Origin of the sequence: Rhizobacter terrae (assembly GCF_003852895.1) — a bacterium.
In the GTDB taxonomy this organism is placed as follows: Bacteria; Pseudomonadota; Gammaproteobacteria; order Burkholderiales; family Burkholderiaceae_C; genus Albitalea; species Albitalea terrae.
Genome location: NZ_QUSW01000001.1, coordinates 1,068,407 through 1,087,411 on the forward strand (window position 1 = coordinate 1,068,407; position 19,005 = coordinate 1,087,411).

At 66.9% G+C, this 19,005-nt stretch carries 18 protein-coding genes; 7 read left to right on the forward strand and 11 right to left on the reverse strand.

Annotated features, from left to right (window positions below; translation table 11 throughout):
• Positions 1 to 13: 13 nt before the first annotated feature.
• Positions 14 to 2,062, reverse strand: coding sequence for a molybdopterin-containing oxidoreductase family protein (locus tag DZC73_RS04920; protein ID WP_124539047.1), 2,049 nt, complete (start codon positions 2,060 to 2,062; stop codon positions 14 to 16).
• Between the two features lie 153 nt (positions 2,063 to 2,215).
• Between DZC73_RS04920 and DZC73_RS04925 the strand changes: the two genes are divergently transcribed.
• From DZC73_RS04925 to DZC73_RS04945, 5 genes are all read left to right on the forward strand, one after another.
• Positions 2,216 to 3,340: an ABC transporter substrate-binding protein gene (locus DZC73_RS04925; protein WP_124539048.1), complete on the forward strand. Its 1,125-nt coding sequence runs from the start codon at positions 2,216 to 2,218 to the stop codon at positions 3,338 to 3,340.
• A gap of 148 nt (positions 3,341 to 3,488) precedes the next feature.
• Entirely contained in the window at positions 3,489 to 4,682 is a 1,194-nt protein-coding gene (locus tag DZC73_RS04930; protein ID WP_124539049.1) for a M20 aminoacylase family protein, read from the forward strand.
• 25 nt (positions 4,683 to 4,707) lie between these two features.
• Positions 4,708 to 5,790 carry a M14 family metallopeptidase gene (locus DZC73_RS04935; RefSeq protein ID WP_124539050.1) on the forward strand — a complete coding sequence of 361 codons (1,083 nt, stop codon included), beginning with the start codon at positions 4,708 to 4,710 and terminating at the stop codon, positions 5,788 to 5,790.
• Positions 5,791 to 5,883: 93 nt separating this feature from the next.
• The gene (locus DZC73_RS04940; RefSeq protein ID WP_124539051.1) at positions 5,884 to 6,441 is read left to right on the forward strand and encodes an isochorismatase family protein; all 558 of its coding nucleotides are present in this window, start codon (positions 5,884 to 5,886) and stop codon (positions 6,439 to 6,441) included.
• Positions 6,431 to 7,438: a GlxA family transcriptional regulator gene (locus DZC73_RS04945; RefSeq protein WP_124539052.1), complete on the forward strand. Its 1,008-nt coding sequence runs from the start codon at positions 6,431 to 6,433 to the stop codon at positions 7,436 to 7,438. Before DZC73_RS04940 ends, DZC73_RS04945 begins: the two co-directional genes overlap by 11 nt.
• Here DZC73_RS04945 and DZC73_RS04950 read toward each other — a convergent pair.
• Genes DZC73_RS04950 through tal form a run of 3 tightly spaced genes read right to left on the reverse strand, consistent with a single transcriptional unit; the run spans position 7,419 to position 10,572 of the window.
• Positions 7,419 to 8,033, reverse strand: a complete 615-nt coding sequence (locus tag DZC73_RS04950) for an HAD family hydrolase (RefSeq protein ID WP_235834984.1) — start codon at positions 8,031 to 8,033, stop codon at positions 7,419 to 7,421. The two genes, DZC73_RS04945 and DZC73_RS04950, sit on opposite strands and share 20 nt — an antisense overlap.
• Entirely contained in the window at positions 8,030 to 9,625 is a 1,596-nt protein-coding gene (gene pgi / locus DZC73_RS04955; protein ID WP_124539053.1) for a glucose-6-phosphate isomerase, read from the reverse strand. The genes DZC73_RS04950 and pgi overlap by 4 nt, the downstream gene beginning before the upstream one ends.
• Positions 9,625 to 10,572, reverse strand: a complete 948-nt coding sequence (tal, locus tag DZC73_RS04960) for a transaldolase (RefSeq protein ID WP_124539054.1) — start codon at positions 10,570 to 10,572, stop codon at positions 9,625 to 9,627. Before tal ends, pgi begins: the two co-directional genes overlap by 1 nt.
• Positions 10,573 to 10,796: 224 nt before the next feature.
• On the opposite strand from tal, the gene zwf reads away from it, so the two are divergent.
• Both zwf and DZC73_RS04970 read left to right on the forward strand, forming a co-directional pair.
• Positions 10,797 to 12,251 (forward strand): glucose-6-phosphate dehydrogenase, encoded by a 1,455-nt coding sequence (gene zwf, locus DZC73_RS04965; RefSeq protein WP_124539055.1) that lies wholly within the window; start codon positions 10,797 to 10,799, stop codon positions 12,249 to 12,251.
• A gap of 57 nt (positions 12,252 to 12,308) precedes the next feature.
• The gene (locus tag DZC73_RS04970; protein ID WP_124539056.1) at positions 12,309 to 13,175 is read left to right on the forward strand and encodes a MurR/RpiR family transcriptional regulator; all 867 of its coding nucleotides are present in this window, start codon (positions 12,309 to 12,311) and stop codon (positions 13,173 to 13,175) included.
• A 72-nt stretch (positions 13,176 to 13,247) separates the two neighbouring features.
• Here DZC73_RS04970 and DZC73_RS04975 read toward each other — a convergent pair whose 3' ends face one another.
• The 7 genes from DZC73_RS04975 to DZC73_RS05005 form a co-directional block, all read right to left on the reverse strand.
• Entirely contained in the window at positions 13,248 to 13,523 is a 276-nt protein-coding gene (locus DZC73_RS04975) for an STAS domain-containing protein (RefSeq protein WP_124539057.1), read from the reverse strand.
• Positions 13,524 to 13,526: 3 nt separating this feature from the next.
• Positions 13,527 to 14,144, reverse strand: coding sequence for an MlaC/ttg2D family ABC transporter substrate-binding protein (locus DZC73_RS04980; RefSeq protein WP_124539058.1), 618 nt, complete (start codon positions 14,142 to 14,144; stop codon positions 13,527 to 13,529).
• Between the two features lie 123 nt (positions 14,145 to 14,267).
• Positions 14,268 to 15,125 carry an MlaA family lipoprotein gene (locus DZC73_RS04985; RefSeq protein WP_124539059.1) on the reverse strand — a complete coding sequence of 286 codons (858 nt, stop codon included), beginning with the start codon at positions 15,123 to 15,125 and terminating at the stop codon, positions 14,268 to 14,270.
• Entirely contained in the window at positions 15,122 to 15,637 is a 516-nt protein-coding gene (gene mlaD, locus DZC73_RS04990) for an outer membrane lipid asymmetry maintenance protein MlaD (RefSeq protein ID WP_124539060.1), read from the reverse strand. Before mlaD ends, DZC73_RS04985 begins: the two co-directional genes overlap by 4 nt.
• 23 nt (positions 15,638 to 15,660) lie before the next feature.
• Complete coding sequence (gene mlaE, locus DZC73_RS04995) at positions 15,661 to 16,443, reverse strand: lipid asymmetry maintenance ABC transporter permease subunit MlaE (RefSeq protein WP_124539061.1); 783 nt, start codon at positions 16,441 to 16,443, stop codon at positions 15,661 to 15,663.
• Positions 16,440 to 17,258, reverse strand: coding sequence for an ABC transporter ATP-binding protein (locus DZC73_RS05000; RefSeq protein WP_124539062.1), 819 nt, complete (start codon positions 17,256 to 17,258; stop codon positions 16,440 to 16,442). The genes mlaE and DZC73_RS05000 overlap by 4 nt, the downstream gene beginning before the upstream one ends.
• 257 nt (positions 17,259 to 17,515) lie before the next feature.
• Entirely contained in the window at positions 17,516 to 18,994 is a 1,479-nt protein-coding gene (locus tag DZC73_RS05005; RefSeq protein ID WP_124539063.1) for a glutamate synthase subunit beta, read from the reverse strand.
• Positions 18,995 to 19,005 lie beyond the last annotated feature (11 nt).

A 19,005-nucleotide genomic window follows, 5' to 3' on the forward strand; every position in this document is an offset into this window, starting at 1 on the left:
AGCAGCCAGCGTCTCACGTTGCAGCAGCAGCTGCCGGCCGGACCTCGACCAGGCAGTCGTAGAAGGACGGCGCACGGCCGATGTCGGTCAGGCGCTGGTGCGTCACCTCGTTCACGTTGGTGCCTCGCGCGCCCAGCTTGCGCCACCAGATGCCCAGCCCGTTGACCACGCCCGGCCGTGCGCGCTTGCTGTGCACCGCCTTGCAGACATACTCGCCGCGGTCGTTGAACACGCGCACCTGCTGGCCATCGGCGATGCCGCGCGCACGCGCGTCCGCCTCGTGCATCTCCAGCACCGGCTCGCCTTCGATGTCGCGCAGGCTCTGCACGTTGACGAAACTGGAGTTGAGGAAGTTGCGCGCCGGCGGCGAGATCATCGCCAGTGGATACCGGCCCGCCAGCTCGCTGCCGGGCGCTTCATAGTTGGGCACATGGTCCGGCACGCCGAAGAGGGGCGAGTCGATGATGCACTTGCCGCTGGGCGTGCGGAATTGGCCCTGCGCCAGCGGCGCATCGGGCAGCGGCAGCTTCACCCAATGCGATTCGCGCAGCGCATCGAAGCTCACGTCGCGGCTGAAGGCCACGCGGGCCATGGCTTCGTCGCTGTCCCTGAAGCAGGGCTCGTCGAAGCCCATGCGTTGCGCCAGTTCGCGGAACACCGCGGTGTTCGGCCGCGCCTCGCCCAGCGGCGCGATGGCTGGCTCGTTGATGAGCGCGTAGCTGTGGCCGTAGCTGGTGTGCACGTCCAGGTGCTCGAGCTGTGTCGTCGCCGGCAGCACGTAATCGGCATGGTCGGCGGTGTCGGTCATGAACTGTTCGAGCACCACAGTGAAGAGGTCGTCGCGGCTGAAGCCCTTCACCACCTTGGGCGACTCCGGTGCGACGGCCACGGGGTTGCTGTTGTAGACGACGAGCGCCTCGATCTTCGGCCCGAACTCCGGAGAGGCTTCGCGCAGCAGGTCGTCGCCGATGGTGCTCATGTTGATGGTGCGGCACTGGCGGCCCGCCATCAGGTCGGGCCGCTGCAAGGCCGCGCGATCCACCGGGAACCAGCCCGAGGCCGACAGCAGCATGCCGCCCGCCCTGTCGCGCCAGGCGCCGACCAGGCACGGCAGGATGGCCACCAGCCGCACCGCATTGCCGCCGCCGCGCACGCGCTGCATGCCGTAGTTCAGTCGAATGGCCGCGGGCTTGGCCGTCGCGTAGTCGCGCGCCAGGCCGCGAACCTCGTCGGCGCTGATGCCGCAGGTCTCGGCGGTGCGCTCCGGCGTCCACTGCAAGGCACGCTCGCGCAGCTTGGGCCAGCCTTCGGTGTACTGCTCGATGTAGTCGTGGTCAAGCCAGTCGTTCATGATCAGCTCGTGCATCAGGCCCAGCGCCAGCGCTCCATCCGTGCCCGGCAGGATGGCGATGTGCTGGTGGCACTTGTCCGCCGTCTCGGTCTTGCGCGGATCGATGCAAATGAGCTTCGCCCCATTGCGCTTGGCTGCCTGGGCGAAAGTCCAGAAGTGCAGGTTGGACGCGATGGAATTGCTGCCCCAGATGATGATGAGCTTGCTGTGCGCGAAGTTCTCCACATGCATGCCGATCTTGCCGCCGTAGGTGGCCGCCAGCGCCTCGCCACCCGCCGAGGCGCAGATGGTGCGGTCCAGCAGTGACGCGCCCAGCTTGTGGAAGAAGCGGCGGTCCATGCTCTCGCCTTGCAGCAGCCCCATCGTCCCGGCATAGCTGTAAGGCACGATGGCCTGCGGGTCGCGCGCGGCGATCGCCCTCAGCCGCGAGGCGATGTCGCTGAGCGCCGCGTCCCAGCTCACCCGCGCGAACTGCCCGCTGCCCTTGGGACCCACGCGCTTGAGGGGATGCAGCACGCGATCGGCTGAATAGGTGCGCTCGGGGTAGCGCGACACCTTCGTGCACAGCGCACCATGGGTGGGCGGATGGTCCGGGTGGCCCTGCACCTTGATCGCACGACCGTCTTGCACCGTCACACGGATCGCGCAGGTGTCGGGGCAATCGTGGGGACAGGCGGCCCGGACGGTCGTGACTGCAGTTGCTTCGTTCATCTGGCAACTATTGCACAACCCTTGGTGCGTCATGCGCTCAGGGGCCGGCCGGACGGCACGAGCCGCGTCTATGCTTGAAAACCCTAGGCATGGCATGGCGGACGAGGGGCGTCCTGGCCGTGCCTGTATCTGTTGGGGCAGGAGGAAAGAACAATGAACCGTCGTGACGCCATCACCCGGCTGGCCGCCGTCGGGGCCGCCGTTGCCGCACCGGCCTGGGCACAGGCCAGCCGCATCATCCTCGGTCAGTCGGCCGCCTTCACCGGACCGGCCGCACAGCTGGGCATCCAGATGAATGCGGGCGCCAAGCTGTATTTCGACCACCTCAACGCCAGCGGCGGCATCAACGGCCAGCGTGTGGAGATCCGCACGCTGGACGACGGCTACGAGCCCGACCGCTGCAAGGCCAACACCGAGAAATTCATCAAGGAAGAGGTGCTCGCCCTCTTCGGCTACGTGGGCACGCCCACCTGCCTGGCCGCCCTGCCGCTCATCAACGAGGCGAAGATTCCCCTGTTCGGCCCGTTCACCGGCGCCGAGGCGCTGCGAGACCCGTTCAGCAAGTGGGTGTTCCACCTGCGGGCTTCGTACTACGACGAGACCGGCCTCATCGTGAAGCAGCTCACCGAGCTCGGGCTGAAGAAGATCGCGGTCTTCTACCAGAACGACGCCTACGGCAAGGCCGGCCTGGAAGGCGTGCGCCGCGCGCTCAAGCCGCTGGGCCTGGAGCCGGTCGCGCTGGGCACGGTGGAGCGCAACACGGTCAACGTGGCGCAGGCGGTGAGCGAGATCGTGGCCAAGTCGCCCGACACGGTGGTGCAGATCAGCGCGTACAAGTCGTGCGCTGCCTTCATCCGCGAAGCGCGCAAGGCAGGCTATGGCGGCACGTTCTACAACGTGTCCTTCGTGGGCACGCAGGCCCTGGCCGACGAGCTGGGCAAGGAAGGCAATGGGGTGATGATCAGCCAGGTCATGCCCTTCCCCTTCTCGACAACCACACCGATCTCCCGCGAGTACACCGACGCGGTCACCAAGGCCGGCGGCAACTTCAAGCCCAACTACTCCAGCATGGAGGGCTACCTCGCCGCCAAGGTGCTGGCCGAGGGCCTGCGCCGCGCCGGCAAGAACCTGAACCGCGAGTCGCTGGTGACGGCGCTGGAGTCCATCAACAACGGTGACTTCGGCGGATTCCACGTGAAGTTCGGCGGCCGGGACCACGTCGCATCGAAGTTCGTGGACCTGTCCATGCTGACCGAGGACGGACGCGTCAAGCGCTGATTTCCGGCGGTGCTCCCGGCCGTGCGCTGATCGTTTCCCGAGTCACGACACGGCCAAGGGCTGGCGGGTAAGATGGCCCTTCCAGCCTTTTCCACGTGACCGCTCGCCGGGGCCGCAGAGGGCTTCGCGCGGGCGCTTGCCGCACGCCATGCGCCTGATCGAATCCATCCTCGCCGACGCCGCGTCCATCGCCGCCGTGCGCCGCGACATCCACGCCCACCCGGAGCTGTGCTTCGAAGAGCAGCGCACCTCCGACCTCATCGCCAGGCAGCTCACCGACTGGGGCATCCCCATCCATCGCGGCATGGGCAAGACCGGCGTGGTGGGCATCATCAAGAACGGCAGCAGCGATCGCGCCGTCGGTCTTCGGGCGGACATCGACGCGCTGCCGATGACCGAGCACAACACTTTCGCCCACGCCAGCAGGCACCACGGAAAGATGCACGCCTGCGGCCACGACGGCCACACCGCCATGCTGCTGGCCGCGGCCAAGCACCTGAGCCGCCAGCGCAACTTCGACGGCACGGTCTACCTCGTGTTCCAGCCGGCCGAGGAAGGCGGCGGCGGCGCGCGCGAGATGATCCGCGACGGCCTGTTCGAGAAGTTCCCGATGGAAGCCATCTTCGGCGCGCACAACTGGCCGGGCATGCAGGTGGGCCAGTTCGCCATCAAGAGCGGTCCGTGCTTCGCGTCGAGCAACGAGTTCAAGATCACCATCCACGGCAAGGGCGGCCACGCGGCCATGCCTCACAACAGCGTGGACCCGGTGCCCGTGGCCTGCCAGATGGTGCAGGCCTTCCAGACCATCATCTCGCGCAACAAGCGGCCCATCGACGCGGGCGTGATCTCGGTCACCATGATCCACACCGGCGAAGCAACCAACGTGGTGCCCGATGCCTGTGTGATGGAAGGCACCGTGCGCACCTTCACGCTGGAGGTGCTGGACATGATCGAGCGGCGCATGAAGGAGGTCGCCGAGCACACGTCGGCGGCCTTCGGCGCGACCTGCGAGTTCGAGTTCGTGCGCAACTACCCGCCCACCATCAACCACCCGGCCGAGACGGAGTTCGCGCGCCAGGTGATGGGCCAGGTGGTCGGCCCCGAGAACGTGCAGGAGTTCGAGCCCACCATGGGCGCGGAGGACTTCAGCTACTTCCTGCTGGACAAGCCGGGTGCCTACTTCCTCATCGGCAACGGCGACGGCAGCCACCGCGAAGGCGGCCACGGCATGGGCCCGTGCATGCTGCACAACCCGAGCTACGACTTCAACGACGACCTGATTCCGCTGGGTGCCACGCTGTGGGTGCGCATGGCGGAGCAGTGGCTCGCCACGGCGCGCTGACATCTTCGGAACGAGGAGCTTCCGCATGACGGCATCGCGGCACTTCTCGCAGAGCTACCAAGAGGCCCGCACCAAGTTCCTGGCCGCGGCCGAAGCCGCATCGCTGGACGTCGAGCCGCATGTGCATCCCATGCTGGGCCGCGACGGCGAGGCGCTCGCCATGGACGTGGTGCTGGAAGGCCCCCGGGACGCGGAATCGCTGCTGGTCATCTCCAGCGGCTGCCACGGTGTGGAAGGCTTCTGCGGCTCGGCCGTGCAGACGGCCTTGCTGGGTGACGCAGCGTGGAGGCGCGAAGCGGCCGAGTGCGGCGTGGCTGTGCTCTACATCCACGCCCTCAACCCGCACGGCTTTTCCTGGTGGCGCCGCGTCACGCAGGAGAACGTGGACCTCAACCGCAACTTCTGCGACTTCTCCCAGCCGCTGCCCCTGAACCCGGGCTACGACGAGATCGCCGGCATCCTCGTGCCCCCGACCTGGCCACCGTCGGACTACATCAACGCCAAGACCATGCGGCTGCTGCAGGAACGTGGCCTGGACGCCTTGCAGGAAGCCGTCTCCAGCGGGCAGTACGAGCATCCCGAAGGCCTGTTCTACGGCGGGCGCAACCCGACCTGGAGCAACCAGACCCTGCGCCACGTGCTGCAGGACCATGCGCAGACATGCCGGCGTCTGGGCTGGATCGACCTGCACACGGGCCTCGGGCCGCTCGGCCACGGCGAGCGCATCTTTGCCTGCCGCGACGACGCGCCCGCGCTGACCCGGGCGCGCGCCTGGTGGGGCCGGGACCTCACTTCCATCTACGACGGCAGTTCCACCTCGGCCAAGCTGAAGGGCTTGATGTGGGCCGCCGCCTACGAGGAATGCCCGCAGGCCGAGTACACCGGCGTGGTGCTGGAGTTCGGCACCTGGCCGCTGCTGGACGTGGTCAATGCGCTGCGCGGCGACCAGTGGCTGGAGAATCATCCGGAGGCGCCGGAACCGCTGCGGGCCGTCATCAAGAAGACGATCCGCGACGCCTTCTACGTCGACACCGACGAGTGGAAGGCCCAGGTCATCGAACAGTCCTTCGATGCCGCGCGAGGGGCGCTGGCCGGCCTGTCGGCCTGAATGTCCGAAAATGATCGGAGCTGGTCGCGATGCGCCGCGACCAGGCCAGCCATTTCCGCCAAAGTGGCGGCTCTGACCACACAGGAGCCCCTCTTGAACACCGCCCTTCTGCTCATCGACGTCCAGGAATCATTCCGCCAGCGCTCGTACTTCCGCGACGATCCGGCCATGTCGTTTCTTGCGCGAGTCAATCCGCTGATCGAGGGCTGCCGCCAGCGCGGCGTGCCGGTCGTTCGCGTGCTGCACGTGGACGAACCCGCCACGCCGGACAACCCCTTCTCGATGGAGTCGGGCCACGTCCGGCCGCTGAAGGGCCTGACCGAATTCGATGCTGGCGCCACCTTCATCAAGAACCGCCACAGCGCGCTGGTGGGCACGGGCCTGTCGGTGTGGCTGCGCGAGCGCGGCATCGGCCGGCTCATCGTGGCGGGCATCCGCACCGAGCAATGCTGCGAGACGACCACGCGCCATGCCAGCGATGAAGGTTTCCAGGTCGACTACGTGGCCGAGGCCACGCTCACCTTCGACATGCAATACGCCGACGGCTCGCCGCTGCCGGCGGCCGACATCGTGGCGCGCACCTGCGCCGTGCTGAAGGACCGCTTCGCCACCATCTGCACCGTGGAGGAGGCCTTGCAGCGTGCCCGCTGAGCCAGCGCGCATCGACCTGCTGTTCGTGCTCACGCCCAGGGCCTTGCTGCTGGACCTGGCGGGGCCGGCGGAGGCGTTCCGGCTGGCCAACCAGCATCTGAAGCATGCAGGGCGGCCGGCCTGCTTCAGGCTGCGCTACACAGCGGTGTCCGAGGCACTGGAAACCTCCGTCGGTCTGGTGGTGAACGGCCTCGAACCCTTGCCTGCCCGCTTCGATTCACCGACCTGGGTGGTGCTGCTGGGCCAGCCCAGCGAGACGCTCGCCGAGCCCAGCCGAGCCATGCACGCCACGGCCAGCTGGCTGGGCCGATGCTTCGCGCCGGCGCTGCGGGACGCCGCCGCCGGGCATCGGCTGCTCACCATCTGCTCAGGCACCTTGCTCGCGGCGCGCGCCGGATTGCTGGGCTCGCACCGCTGCACCACGCACCACGAGATGCTGGACGAACTGCGCACCCTGGCCCCGTCGGCGCAGGTGGTGGACAACCGCGTCTTCGTGGTCGATGGCCCCATCGCCTCCAGCGCGGGCGTGACGGCCGGCATCGACCTTGCGCTGCATCTGGTCGCGCAGGCCTGCGGCGACGCCATCGCCGCATCGGTCGCGAAGGACATGGTGGTCTACCTGCGCCGCACGCCCAACGATCCGGAGCTGTCACCGATGCTGGCCCACCGGCACCACCTGCATCCCGCCGTGCACCGCGTGCAGGATGCCGTGAGCGAGCAGCCGACGCGGGACTGGGACATGGCCTCGCTGTCAGCCGTCGCACACGTCACCGAGCGGCACCTGCAGCGCCTCTTCGCCGAGCATGCCGGCGTGTCGCCGCTGCACTACCTGGAACGCATTCGGCTGGAGCACGCGAGGCAGTCACTGCTGCGCGGCGCTAGCGTCACGCGGGCGGCGGAAGTGGCCGGGTTCAGTTCGGACCTGCAGTTGCGGCGCGCCTGGAGCCGGCACCTGAGCGGCTCGCCGCGCGACGTGGTCAGATCAACCCACGCTTGACGAGATCCGCCTCGCACTGCTCGCTGCTGAGGAAGTGGATCGCATCCCACCCCAGCGCCTTGGCGGCTTTCACGTTCAGCGCGAAGTCGTCGATGAACACGCTCTCGCCCGGCGCGATGCCGAAGGCCTGCGCCGCGCGGTGGAAGATCGCCGGCTCGGGCTTGACCATCTGGATGCGCGACGAGAACAGCCCATCCTCGAACCATTCCTTGAGCGGCTGCGTGCGCTCCAGGTGTTCGGCGTAGGGAATCGGCATGTTCGACAGGAAGAACAGCCGGTGCCCCTGCGCCTTCAGCCGCCGCAGCAGCGCGACGCTCGCGGGCATGGGATGCAGCTCCGAGGGAATCGCGTCGATCACCCGCTGCACGTCGGCCAAGTCCAGCTGCGTGCGGAAGGCAATGCGGTTGGCCACGCGGAAGGCGTCCACCGTGCCGCGGTCAAACTCCCCCCAATCGCCGCTGTAGCCCTGGAAGAATTCGGCCACCAGGGCTGCCGTCGTCTCTTCATTGCGCGCATGCAGCGGCAACAGGCGCGGCATGAATTCGTGCGGCTGCCATCGGAACAGCACGCCGCCGAAGTCGAAGACGACGTTCACGCCCGCAGCCGCTGCAACAGCCCTGCGGTGGAACCGTCAAGGCCGCCCGTCTCGCCGGAGGCGAGGCGAGGCAGCAGGTCGTTGCACAAGGCCTTGCCCAACTCCACGCCCCACTGGTCGAAGCTGTTGATGCCCCACAGCGCGCCGCTGACGAACACGCGGTGCTCGTACAGCGCAATCAGCGCGCCCAGGCTCTCGGGCGTGAGCTGGTCCAGCACCAGCGTCGTGCTCGGCCGGTTGCCGGGGAAGGTCCGGTGCCTGGCGATGGTGTCGGCATCGAGGGACTTCGAGGCGGTGGGCGCTTTCTCGCCCTTGGCCTGCTCGGTCGTCTTGCCCAGCATCAATGCCTGCGACTGCGCCAGGCCATTGGCCAGCAGCTTGGTGTGCAGGTCGGTGAAGGCATGCGTGGGTCGCTTCACGAGGAGGAACTCCACCGGGATCACGTCCGTGCCCTGGTGCAGCATCTGGAAGTAGGCGTGCTGGCCGTTGGTGCCCGGCTCGCCCCAGACCACCGGGCTGGTGGCGTAGGGCAGGCTGGTACCGTCCAGGTCCACGCACTTGCCGTTGCTTTCCATCTCCAGCTGCTGCAGGTAGGCCGGCAGGCGCTTGAGGCCCTGGTGATACGGCGCGACGCTGCGGCTGCTGAAGCCATGAAAATTGCGGTACCAGACGTCGATGAGCGCGAGCACCACCGGCAGGTTCTTCGCCAGCGGCGCGGTGGCGAAATGGCGGTCCATCGAATGCGCGCCGGCCAGCAGCGCGCGGAAGTTGTCCGCGCCGATCGCCAGGGCAATGGGCAGGCCGATGGCCGACCACAACGAGTAACGTCCACCCACCCAGTCCCAGAAGCCGAAGGTGGTGGTGATGCCGAACTCGGCCGCAGCCTTCACGTTGGTGGTGGTGGCCACGAAGTGCCTGGCCGTGTCGGTGCCTCCGTTGGCATCGAACCAGGCTTTCGCGACATGCGCGTTGGCCATGGTCTCCTGCGTGGTGAAGGTCTTGCTCGCGATGATGAACAGCGTCTCTTGCGGCTTGAGATGGCGCAGCACCGGCGCGATGTCGTGGCCGTCGACGTTGGAGACGAAGTGGAACTGCAAGCCCGGGTGCACGAAGGCATCGAGCGCGGGCACGACCATCTGCGGGCCGAGGTCGCTGCCGCCGATGCCGATGTTCACGATGTGGCGGATGCCGCTGGCCTTCGTGTCGCGCACCGTCTCGACGAAGGCGAGCATGGCGTCGAGCACGCCGTGCACGTCATCGCTGAAGGGCCCCTGCCCGCGCGGCGAGCGCAAGGCCGTGTGCAGCACCGGCCGGCCTTCGGTGTGGTTGATGGGATCACCGCGCAGCATGGCGTCGCGCCGTGCTTCGAGCTGGCATTCCTGCGCAAGGTCGAGCAGGAAGTGCAGGGTCGCGGTGTCGATGCAGTTCTTGGACAGATCGGCGAAGACCTGCGGCGCCTCCACGCTCAGCGCATTGAAGCGGCCCGGGTCGCGCGCGAAGGCCTCGCGCAGGTCGAAGTCACGCCCGTGGGCTTCGTAGTGGCCGCGCAGTGCGGCCCAGGCTTCGGTTTGATCGCAGCGAAGGGTGTTCATCACAGGCTCTGGATCATCTTGTCGAGCTTGGCGGCGTCGGCGGCGAAGGCACGGATGCCTTCGGCCAGCTTCTCGGTGGCCATCGCGTCTTCGTTGAGCGCGTAGCGGAAGCTCGCTTCGTTGTAGGTGAGGGCGTGCACGCCGCAGCCCCGGGCCACGTCCGGGTCCAGCGCGCGCTGCAGCGGTTCGTCGCTGGCCTGTAGCGAGGCCAGCAGTTCGGGGCTGATGGTCAGCAGGTCGCAGCCCGCCAGCGCGGTGATCTGGCCGACGTTGCGGAAGCTCGCGCCCATCACCTCGGTGTCGATGTCGAACTTCTTGTAGTACTCGTAGATGGCGCGCACGGACTTCACGCCAGGGTCGTTGGCGCCTGCGTTGGCGGCCTCGTCCCAGCTCGAACCGGCGAACTTCTTGTACCAGTCGTAGATGCGGCCGACGAAGGGCGAGATGAGCCTCACGCCGGCTTCGCCACAGGCCACGGCCTGGCAGAAGGCAAACAGCAGCGTGAGGTTGCAATGGATGCCTTCGCGCTCCAGGATGCGTGCGGCCTGGATGCCCTCCCAGGTCGAGGCGATCTTGATGAGCACCCGCTCGCGCGCAATGCCCGCTTCCTCGTAGAGGGCAATGATGCGGTGGGCCCGCGCCACCGTGGCGGCACAGTCGAAGCTCAGGCGCGCATCGACCTCGGTGGACACGCGGCCGGGCACGACCCTCAGGATCTCCAGGCCGAAGCGCACCAGCACCTGGTCGACGATTTCCTCCAGCGGCCAGCCCTTGGCTCGCGCCACGGTTTCGGCCAGCAGCGGCGCGTACTCGGGCTGCTGCACGGCCTTGAGGATGAGGGAGGGATTGGTGGTGGCGTCTCGCGGCGCGAAGGCGGCGAGCTGCTTGAAATTGCCGGTGTCTGCAACGACGGTGGTGTATTGCTTGAGCTGGTCGAGTCGGTTCATGGCTGCGTCCTGGGGTGACAGCGTCTGTGGCCTTTGCGCTGTTCCTGCCCCCGATTAGAACCCGAGCGCATGACCAATCGCGCCATGCCCCGTTCGCTTGTCGCCAACAGGTAACCGGGCCTCCCGATTGCCCGCATTTCCAGCCCTCGGCGACTGGCGGCGTTGACCTCGCCAAGAAACTTCGGCATCATTGAAGGTGAAACTAAATTACATCGAACGCTGAAATGTCTTTCGATCTTGTTTTCTTCGGCGGCACCGGAGACCTCACGTGGCGCAAGCTGATGCCCGCGCTGTTCCAGGCTTTCAGGCACGGCAAGCTGCCGCCCGGCGGGCGCATCCTGTCGGTGGCCCGTGACGAGCAGTCCGACGAGAAATACCGCAGCTGGCTGAAGGACCGCTTCCAGGACGTGGTCGACGCCAAGCGCCCGAGCGACGAGGAATTCGAGCGTTTCGCCCAGCTGGTGCACTACCGGCGCATGGACCTCTCGCAGCCTGAGGACTACCTCAAGCTCAAGAAGTGGCTGGAAGAGCGCGGTGCCGACACCGCGGTGCTCTACCTGGCCACCAGCCCTCACCTCTTCCCGATGATCTGCGAGCAGCTCGGCGCGTCCGGCCTGAACGGCCCGCACATCCGCGTGGTGCTCGAAAAGCCGCTGGGCCACGACCTGCAAAGCGCGCAGGAAATCAACCGCGTGGTGCGCTCGGTCTTCAGCGAGACGCAGGCTTTCCGCATCGACCATTACCTGGGCAAGCCTTCGGTGCAGAACCTCATGGCGCTGCGCTTTGGCAATGCCCTCTTCGAGCCGCTGTGGCGCCGCGAGAGCATCGCCAACATCCAGATCACGCTGGCCGAAGACCTGGGCGTGGGCACCCGCGGCGACTTCTACGACCGCACCGGCGCCCTGCGCGACATGATCCAGAACCATGCGCTGCAGTTGCTCACCATGGTTGCCATGGAACCGCCCTCGCGCAACGACGCCGACGCCATCCGCGACGAGAAGCTGAAGGTGCTGCGCTCCCTCAAGCCCTTCACCGAGGAGAGCGTCGCCCGCGACGTGATCCGCGGCCAATACCGCAAGGGCACGGCAGGCGGCAAGGCCGTGCCGGGCTACCTGGAAGAAGCCAAGGTGCCGGCCGACAGCAAGACCGAAACCTTCGTCACCTTGCGCACGGAGGTCGAGAACTGGCGCTGGGCCGGCGTGCCCTTCTACCTGCGCACCGGCAAGCGGCTGGCCGCACGCGACGCGCAGATCGTCGTGAACTTCCGGCCCACGCCGCACAGCATCTTCCCGGGCGTGAACCAGCCCAACAAGCTGGTCATCAAGCTGCAGCCGGAAGACGGCCTGGAGCTGCACCTGCTCGCGGCCAAGGGCAGCGGCCAGCAGGAAGCGCTGAGCCCGGTCTTCCTGGACCTGGACTTCGAGAAGGCCTTCGCCGAGAACCGCGTGGGCGCCTACGAGCGGCTGCTGCTGGACGCGATCGCCGGCCGGCTGAACCTGTTCGTGCGCAGTGATGAGCAGGAGCAGGCCTGGCGCTGGGTCGAACCCGTCCTCGATGCCTGGGAGCGCGACAACGCCGCCTCCGGTGGTCCGCGGCCGTATGCCGCCGGCACCTGGGGCCCGGCAGCGGCCAGCGCCCTGGTGGCGCGCGACAGCTTCGCCTGGGCCGAGGAGCAGTAACGCAGTAATCGCGCAGGCCTCGCGAGAACGGCCGCGCTGGTGGAAGGACGACAAACCATGCTCGACCGCATTCGCGCCTCCATTCCCGCCCTGCCCCCGGCAGAGCAGCGCGTGGCCAAGCTCGTCCTGACCGACCCGCGCAGCTTCGCCAGCCTGCCCGTGGGCGAGCTGGCCGAGCGGGCCCACGTGAGCAAGCCGACCGTGGTGCGCTTTTGCCGCAGCGTGGGCTACGACGGGCTGGCGGACTTCAAGCTCAAGCTGGCCGGCAACGTGAACGAAGGCGTGCCCTTCGTTCACCGCTCGGTCGATGAAGACGACAAACCGTCGGACGTGATCGTCAAGGTCATCGACAACGCGGTGTCGGCCCTGCTGAAGTACCGCAACGATGCAGCCAGCCATGCGTTCGAGCGCGCCATCTCGGCGCTGGCGTCGGCGGGGCAGTCGGGCAAGCGCATCGAGTTCTACGGCGTGGGCAACTCGGGCATCGTGGCGCAGGACGCGCAGCACAAGTTCTTCCGCCTGGGCGTGAACACCGCGGCCATCAGCGACGGGCACATCCAGGTGATGTCGGCCACCATGCTGCAGCCGGGCGACTGCGCAGTGATCATCAGCAATTCCGGCCGCAGCCGTGACCTGCTGGATGCCGCGGACATCGCGCGGCGCAAGGGTGCGACGACCATCCTCATCACGGCAAGTGGCTCAGCACTGGCGCAGACGGCGCAGGGCAGCAACCAGGTCCTGCTGGCGGTGGATCACCCGGAAGACTACGACCGCTACAGCCCGATGGTGTCGCGGCTGCTGCACCTGATGGTGATCGACATCCTCACCACAGCAGTCGCGTTGCGGTTACCGGGAGAGTTGCGGCCGATGCTGCAGGAGATCAAGAAGAACCTGCGGGCGAAACGCTACGCTACTCCCACCTGAGGTCTTCGCCGATTCCAAAAACAAATGCCCACCGAAGTGGGCATTTGTTTTCAGGGCGCTTGCCCCCCCGCGTCAGACAGCTTCCAGGCTCAACAGCGGATCGACACCATACAGCTTCGCCAACGACGACAGCTTCACCGGTGCGTTCTTCACGCTGAAGCTCTTGCCCCAGGCCTGGGCCTGGCGCTGGCACTCCAGCAGCACGGCGATGACCGCGGTGTCGAACTGCTGCAGGCCCGACGCATCAATCACCACGGGACCTTCAGGCTCGCGCTTCAAGGCCTGCGCCAGCATGGCGCTGGTGTCGCGGGCTTCCTTGAGGGTGACGGTGGCGGGCAGCAGCAGCATGGCTTACTTGGCCGACGAGGCGCTCTTGTTGCGCTCGGCCAGCTTGTTGATCAGGCCGTCGATGCCGTTGGCGCCGATCTCCTGCGCAAAGCTGTTGCGGTAGTTCTCGACCAGCCACACACCCAGCACGTTCACGTCATAGATCTTCCAGTCGCCGCTGGCCTTCTCCAGGCGGTAGTCGAGCTGGATGGGCTCGCCCTGGCCGCGGATCTCGGTCTTCACGACGACCTCGTTGGGGTCGGCGCCGGGACGGGTGGGCTTGAGCTGCACGGTCTGGTCCTTCACCTGGGCCAGCGCGCCGGAGTAGGTGCGCACGAGCAGGACCTTGAATTCGTCCTCGAGGCGCTTTTGCTGCTCGGGCGTGGCCTGTCGCCAGTAGCGACCGACCGCGGAGGAAGTCATGCGCTGGAAGTTCACGTGCGGCATCACCTTGGCGTCGACCAGGGCGATGATCTTCTGCACGTCGCCGGACTTGATGGACTTGTCGGCCTTCACGGAGTCCAGCACCTCGGTGGACACCTGCTTGATGAGTGCATCCGGTGCGGTTTCCGCACGGATGGCGACGCTGCCGAACGCCAGGGAGGCGCTGAACAGGAAGAGAGCAATTCGACGAGAAATCATTCGTTACCTTTCTGAGCGATGTCCTTGTCGGACACCGGCATTTCGAGTGCCTGGGCGCCTCGGAGTTCGGCGCCAGCGCCGGCCTCGGAGTGACAACGTGTCAGAGGCGGCTGCGGTTGGCGGCTATTTGGTTGCGGGTGGTGACGGTGCCTTGTCGCCAGGTTTGCCGTCCTTGCCATCGGCAGGCTTCGCATCATCGGCCTTGGCCGGCGCCGTCTTGCCGTCGTCGAGCGGCTTGCTGCCATCGTCCTTGGGTGGCGGCTCTTCGCCGTCGTAGACCAGGCTTCGGCGCCGCTGCAGGTAGGCATCGCGGATGAAGGTGTACTTGTCCAGCGCGATGTCATCGAGCACCTTGCTCGCTCCCAGCAGGCCCGCACGCGTGTTGACGATCTGCAGGCCGGTCACCTCCCACTTCACCGCACCGTCGTGGATGACCAGCGCCGGCGACACCGCCCTGTCGAATGGCAAGGCGATGGACTCGCGCACGCTGGACGGCCCCAGCAGCGGCCACACGATGTATGCGCCCGGGCCGAAGCCCCAGGTGCCCAGTGTCTGGCCGAAGTCTTCGTACTGGTGGTCCAGCCCGAACTCGGTGGCCACGTCCAGCGTGCCGCCAAGACCGAACACCGTGTTCGTGCCGAAGCGGATGACGTCATGGAAGCCGTTGCCGACCTTGCCTTGCAGGAAGTTGTTCACCGCGGACCAGGCATCGCCGAAGTTGCCGAAGAAGTTGTCCACGCTGTTGCGCACGGGGCGCGGCACGACGTTGCTGTAGCCCACGGCCACGGGCTTGAGCACCTTCTCGTCGAGCTTCTCGTTGAAGGTGAAGACCTTGCGGTTCCAGTTCTCCCACGGGTCCACCTTGTCGCCCGCCGTGCGCGCACCCAGCGTGGAGCAGCCTTGCAGCAGCACCAGCCCGAGCGCCAACGCGGCCCAGGCAGCCAGGCGCCGGCTCCGGCCGAAGAAGGCGAGCAGGTTCATTTCTTGGCCCCAGGCGCGGAAGCAGCCTGTGCGGCGGCGCCGGCACTGTTGCTGCTGCCTTCAGCTGCCTTGTTGAACAGGAACTGGCCAATCAGGTTTTCCAGCACCACCGCCGACTGCGTCTGCTTGATGGTGTCGCCCGCGGCCAGGTTCTTCTCGTCGGCGCCGGGCTCGATGCCGATGTACTGATCGCCCAGCAGGCCGCTGGTGAGGATCTTGGCCGACGAGTCCTTGGGGAACAGCACGCCCTTGTCCAGTTCCATCACCACCAGACCCTGGAAGGTCTTGGGGTCCAGCGAGATGGACGTGACCCGGCCCACGTTCACCCCGGCGCTGCGCACGGGCGAGCGTGCCTTCAGGCCGCCGATGTTGTCGAAGCGGGCGGTGACCACATAGCTTTCGCGCGCGCCGAAGCTGGCGAGATTGGCCGCCTTGAGCGACAGGAACACGAAGCCTGCCAAGCCCAGCAGCACGAACAACCCGACCAGCGTTTCAATTCCCTTTTTGGACATGATTCTTCCTTGGCGACGGTGTCTCAGCCCGTCGAAAACATCAGCGCGGTGAGCACGAAGTCCATGGCCAGCACGGACAGCGAGGAGATCACCACGGTGCGCGTCGTGGCGTAGGCCACTCCCTCGGGCGTGGCCTCGGTCTCGTACCCCTGGTACAGCGCCACGGCCGTGCAGATCACGCCGAACACGAAGCTCTTGACGATGCCGTTGCCCACGTCGCGCCACACATCGACGCGCGACTGCATGATCGACCAGAAGTTGCCCGAGTCCACACCCAGCAGCAGCACCGCCACGACATAGGCGCCGAGTATGCCGACGGCAGAAAACAGGCCGGCGAGCAAGGGCATGGAGACCATGCCGCCGATGAAGCGCGGCGCGAGCACGCGGCTCTTGGTGTCCACGGCCATCATTTCCATCGCGGCGATCTGTTCGCCTGCTTTCATGAGGCCGATCTCGGCAGTGAGCGAGGTGCCTGCGCGACCGGCAAACAGCAAGGCCGTGACCACGGGTCCGAGTTCGCGCACCAGCGACAGGTTGACGATGAGCCCGAGCGACTCGGTCGCGCCGTAGGTGACCAGTGCGTAGTACATCTGCAGCGCCAGCACGAAGCCCACCGCCATGCCGGAGGCGAGGATGATGAGCAGCGAGAGGTTGCCGATGGCGTGGATCTGCGTGATCACGAGGCCGAAGCGTCGCAGCGAAGCCGGGATGGCCTTGATCAGATCCCCGAAGAAATAGGCGGCGTGGCCGAAGGAACGCAGCACATCCAGCGTGCGCGCACCGACTTGGGTGACGGGATTGGTCATGGCGCCACGCCCTTCAGGTCGAAGTCCTCGGCCAGCGTGGGCGCGGGGTAGTGGAACTTGACAGGACCGTCCGGCTCGCCCTTGACGAACTGGCGCACCTCGGCGTCCGACGAGTTCATCAGGTCTGCCGGCACACCCTGCGCCACGATGCGTCCACCCGGCGCCAGCAGCACCACGTAGTCGCTGATGGCCATGCACTCGGGCACGTCGTGCGAGATGACCAGCGAGGTCGCGCCGGTCACGTCGTTGAGCGTGCGGATGAGGTTGGCGGCCACGCCCATGGAGATGAGGTCCAGGCCCGCGAAGGGCTCGTCGTACATGATGAGTTCGGGGTCCAGCGCGATGGCGCGTGCCAGCGCGATGCGGCGCGCCATGCCGCCCGAGACTTCGGAGATTCGCAGCTTGGCCGCGCCGCGCAGGCCCACGGCATTGAGCTTCATCAGCACGATGTCGCGGATCATCGCTTCGGGCAGGTCGGTGTGCTCGCGCAGCGGGAAGGCCACGTTGTCGAACACCGTCAGGTCGGTGAACAGCGCGCCGAACTGGAACAGCATGCCCATGCGCCGGCGCATGCGGAACATCTTCTCGCGGTCGCGGCCATCGACCTTCTCGCCGTCGAAGCGCACTTCGCCGGAGTCGGGAGTGTTGCTGCCGCCGATCAGCCGCAGCAGCGTCGTCTTGCCGCAGCCCGAGCCGCCCAGGATGGACGTGACCTTGCCGCGTCCGAAACGCAGGCTCAGGTCGCTGAGGATCTTGCGGCGGGCGTCATAGCCAAACGTGACGCGGTCGATCTCGATCAGGCTGTCGGATTTCAATCGGGGATGGCGGCCGCCACGGACGGCCCGGCGCTGTGGGTTTGGTGCGAAATGCGCCCCTCGGACAACGACTGAGGCATGGCGCACGAAAACCTGGGCATTCTCGCACGGTCGCGCCGGGCATGCGGGCCAACCCTCAGGGGATTGACCGGCATGGTGTTGTAGGCCACCAACCTGCGGCGTTCAGGACAAGGACTTGGCCTGAAACGACAAGGCCAGCCTAGCGGCTGGCCTTGGTCGATGCCTAGCAGGCAGACTCAGCGCGGCAGGTCGCTCGCGCCCATCAGGAACTCATCCACCGCACGCGCCGCCTGGCGGCCTTCGCGGATGGCCCACACGACCAGCGACTGGCCGCGGCGCATGTCGCCGGCGGCGAACACCTTGGGCACGTTCGTCTGGTAGCCGCCGATGAACTCGGTGCCGGCCTTGGCATTGCCGCGTGCGTCCTTGTCCACGCCGAAGGCATCGAGGATGCTCACCACCGGGCTCACGAAGCCCATGGCCAGCAGCACCAGGTCAGCCTTCAGGATCTGCTCCGACCCCGGCACCTCGACCATCTTGTTGCCCTGCCATTCCACGCGAACGGCCTTGAGCGACTTGACCTTGCCCTTGTCCTTGCCCTCGCCGCCGATGAACTCCTTGGTGGCGATGGCGAACTCGCGCTCGCAGCCCTCTTCGTGGCTGGACGAGGTGCGCAGCTTGATCGGCCAGTACGGCCACACCAGCGGCTTGTTCTCCTGCTCGGGCGGCATGGGCAGCAGCTCGAACTGCGTCACGCTGGCCGCGCCGTGGCGGTTGCTCGTGCCCACGCAGTCGGAGCCGGTGTCGCCACCGCCGATCACGATGACGTGCTTGCCCTCGGCGCGCAGCTGGTTCTTCACCTTGTCGCCGGCGTTGACCTTGTTCTGCTGCGGCAGGAACTCCATCGCGAAGTGGATGCCTTCAAGATCGCGGCCGGGCACCGGCAGGTCGCGCGGCTGCTCGGCACCGCCGGTCAGCACGACCGCATCGAACTGCTCCTTCAGCGCCTCGGGGCTGATGATCTCCTTGGCCCAGTTGGTCACCTTGCTGCCCTCGGGCAGGTGACCGACCATCACGCCTTCGCGGAAGACCACGCCTTCGGCGCGCATCTGCTCCACGCGGCGGTCGATGTGCGACTTCTCCATCTTGAAGTCGGGGATGCCGTAGCGCAGCAGGCCGCCGATGCGGTCGTTCTTCTCGAACACCGTCACGTCGTGGCCGGCGCGCGCGAGCTGCTGGGCCGCTGCCATCCCCGCGGGGCCGGAGCCCACCACCGCCACCTTCTTGCCGGTCTTCACTTTCGCAGGCCGCGGCTTCACCCAGCCTTCTTGCCAGGCGCGGTCGATGATCGCGTGCTCGATGCTCTTGATGCCCACCGCGTCGTCATTGAAGTTCAGCGTGCAGGCCGCCTCGCAGGGCGCGGGACAGATGCGGCCGGTGAACTCCGGGAAGTTGTTGGTGGAGTCCAGCGTGCGGAAGGCGTTGTGCCAGTCGCCTCGGTACACGAGGTCGTTGAAGTCCGGAATGATGTTGTTGACCGGGCAGCCGTTGTTGCAGAACGGAATGCCGCAGTCCATGCAGCGCGCGCCCTGGACCTTCGCCTCGGCCTCGTTCAGGCCGATGACGAATTCCTTGTAGTCCTTCACGCGCTTCGCGACGGGCGCGTAGCCTTCTTCCAGGCGCTCGTACTCGAGAAAGCCGGTGACTTTTCCCATGGTGTGTTCTC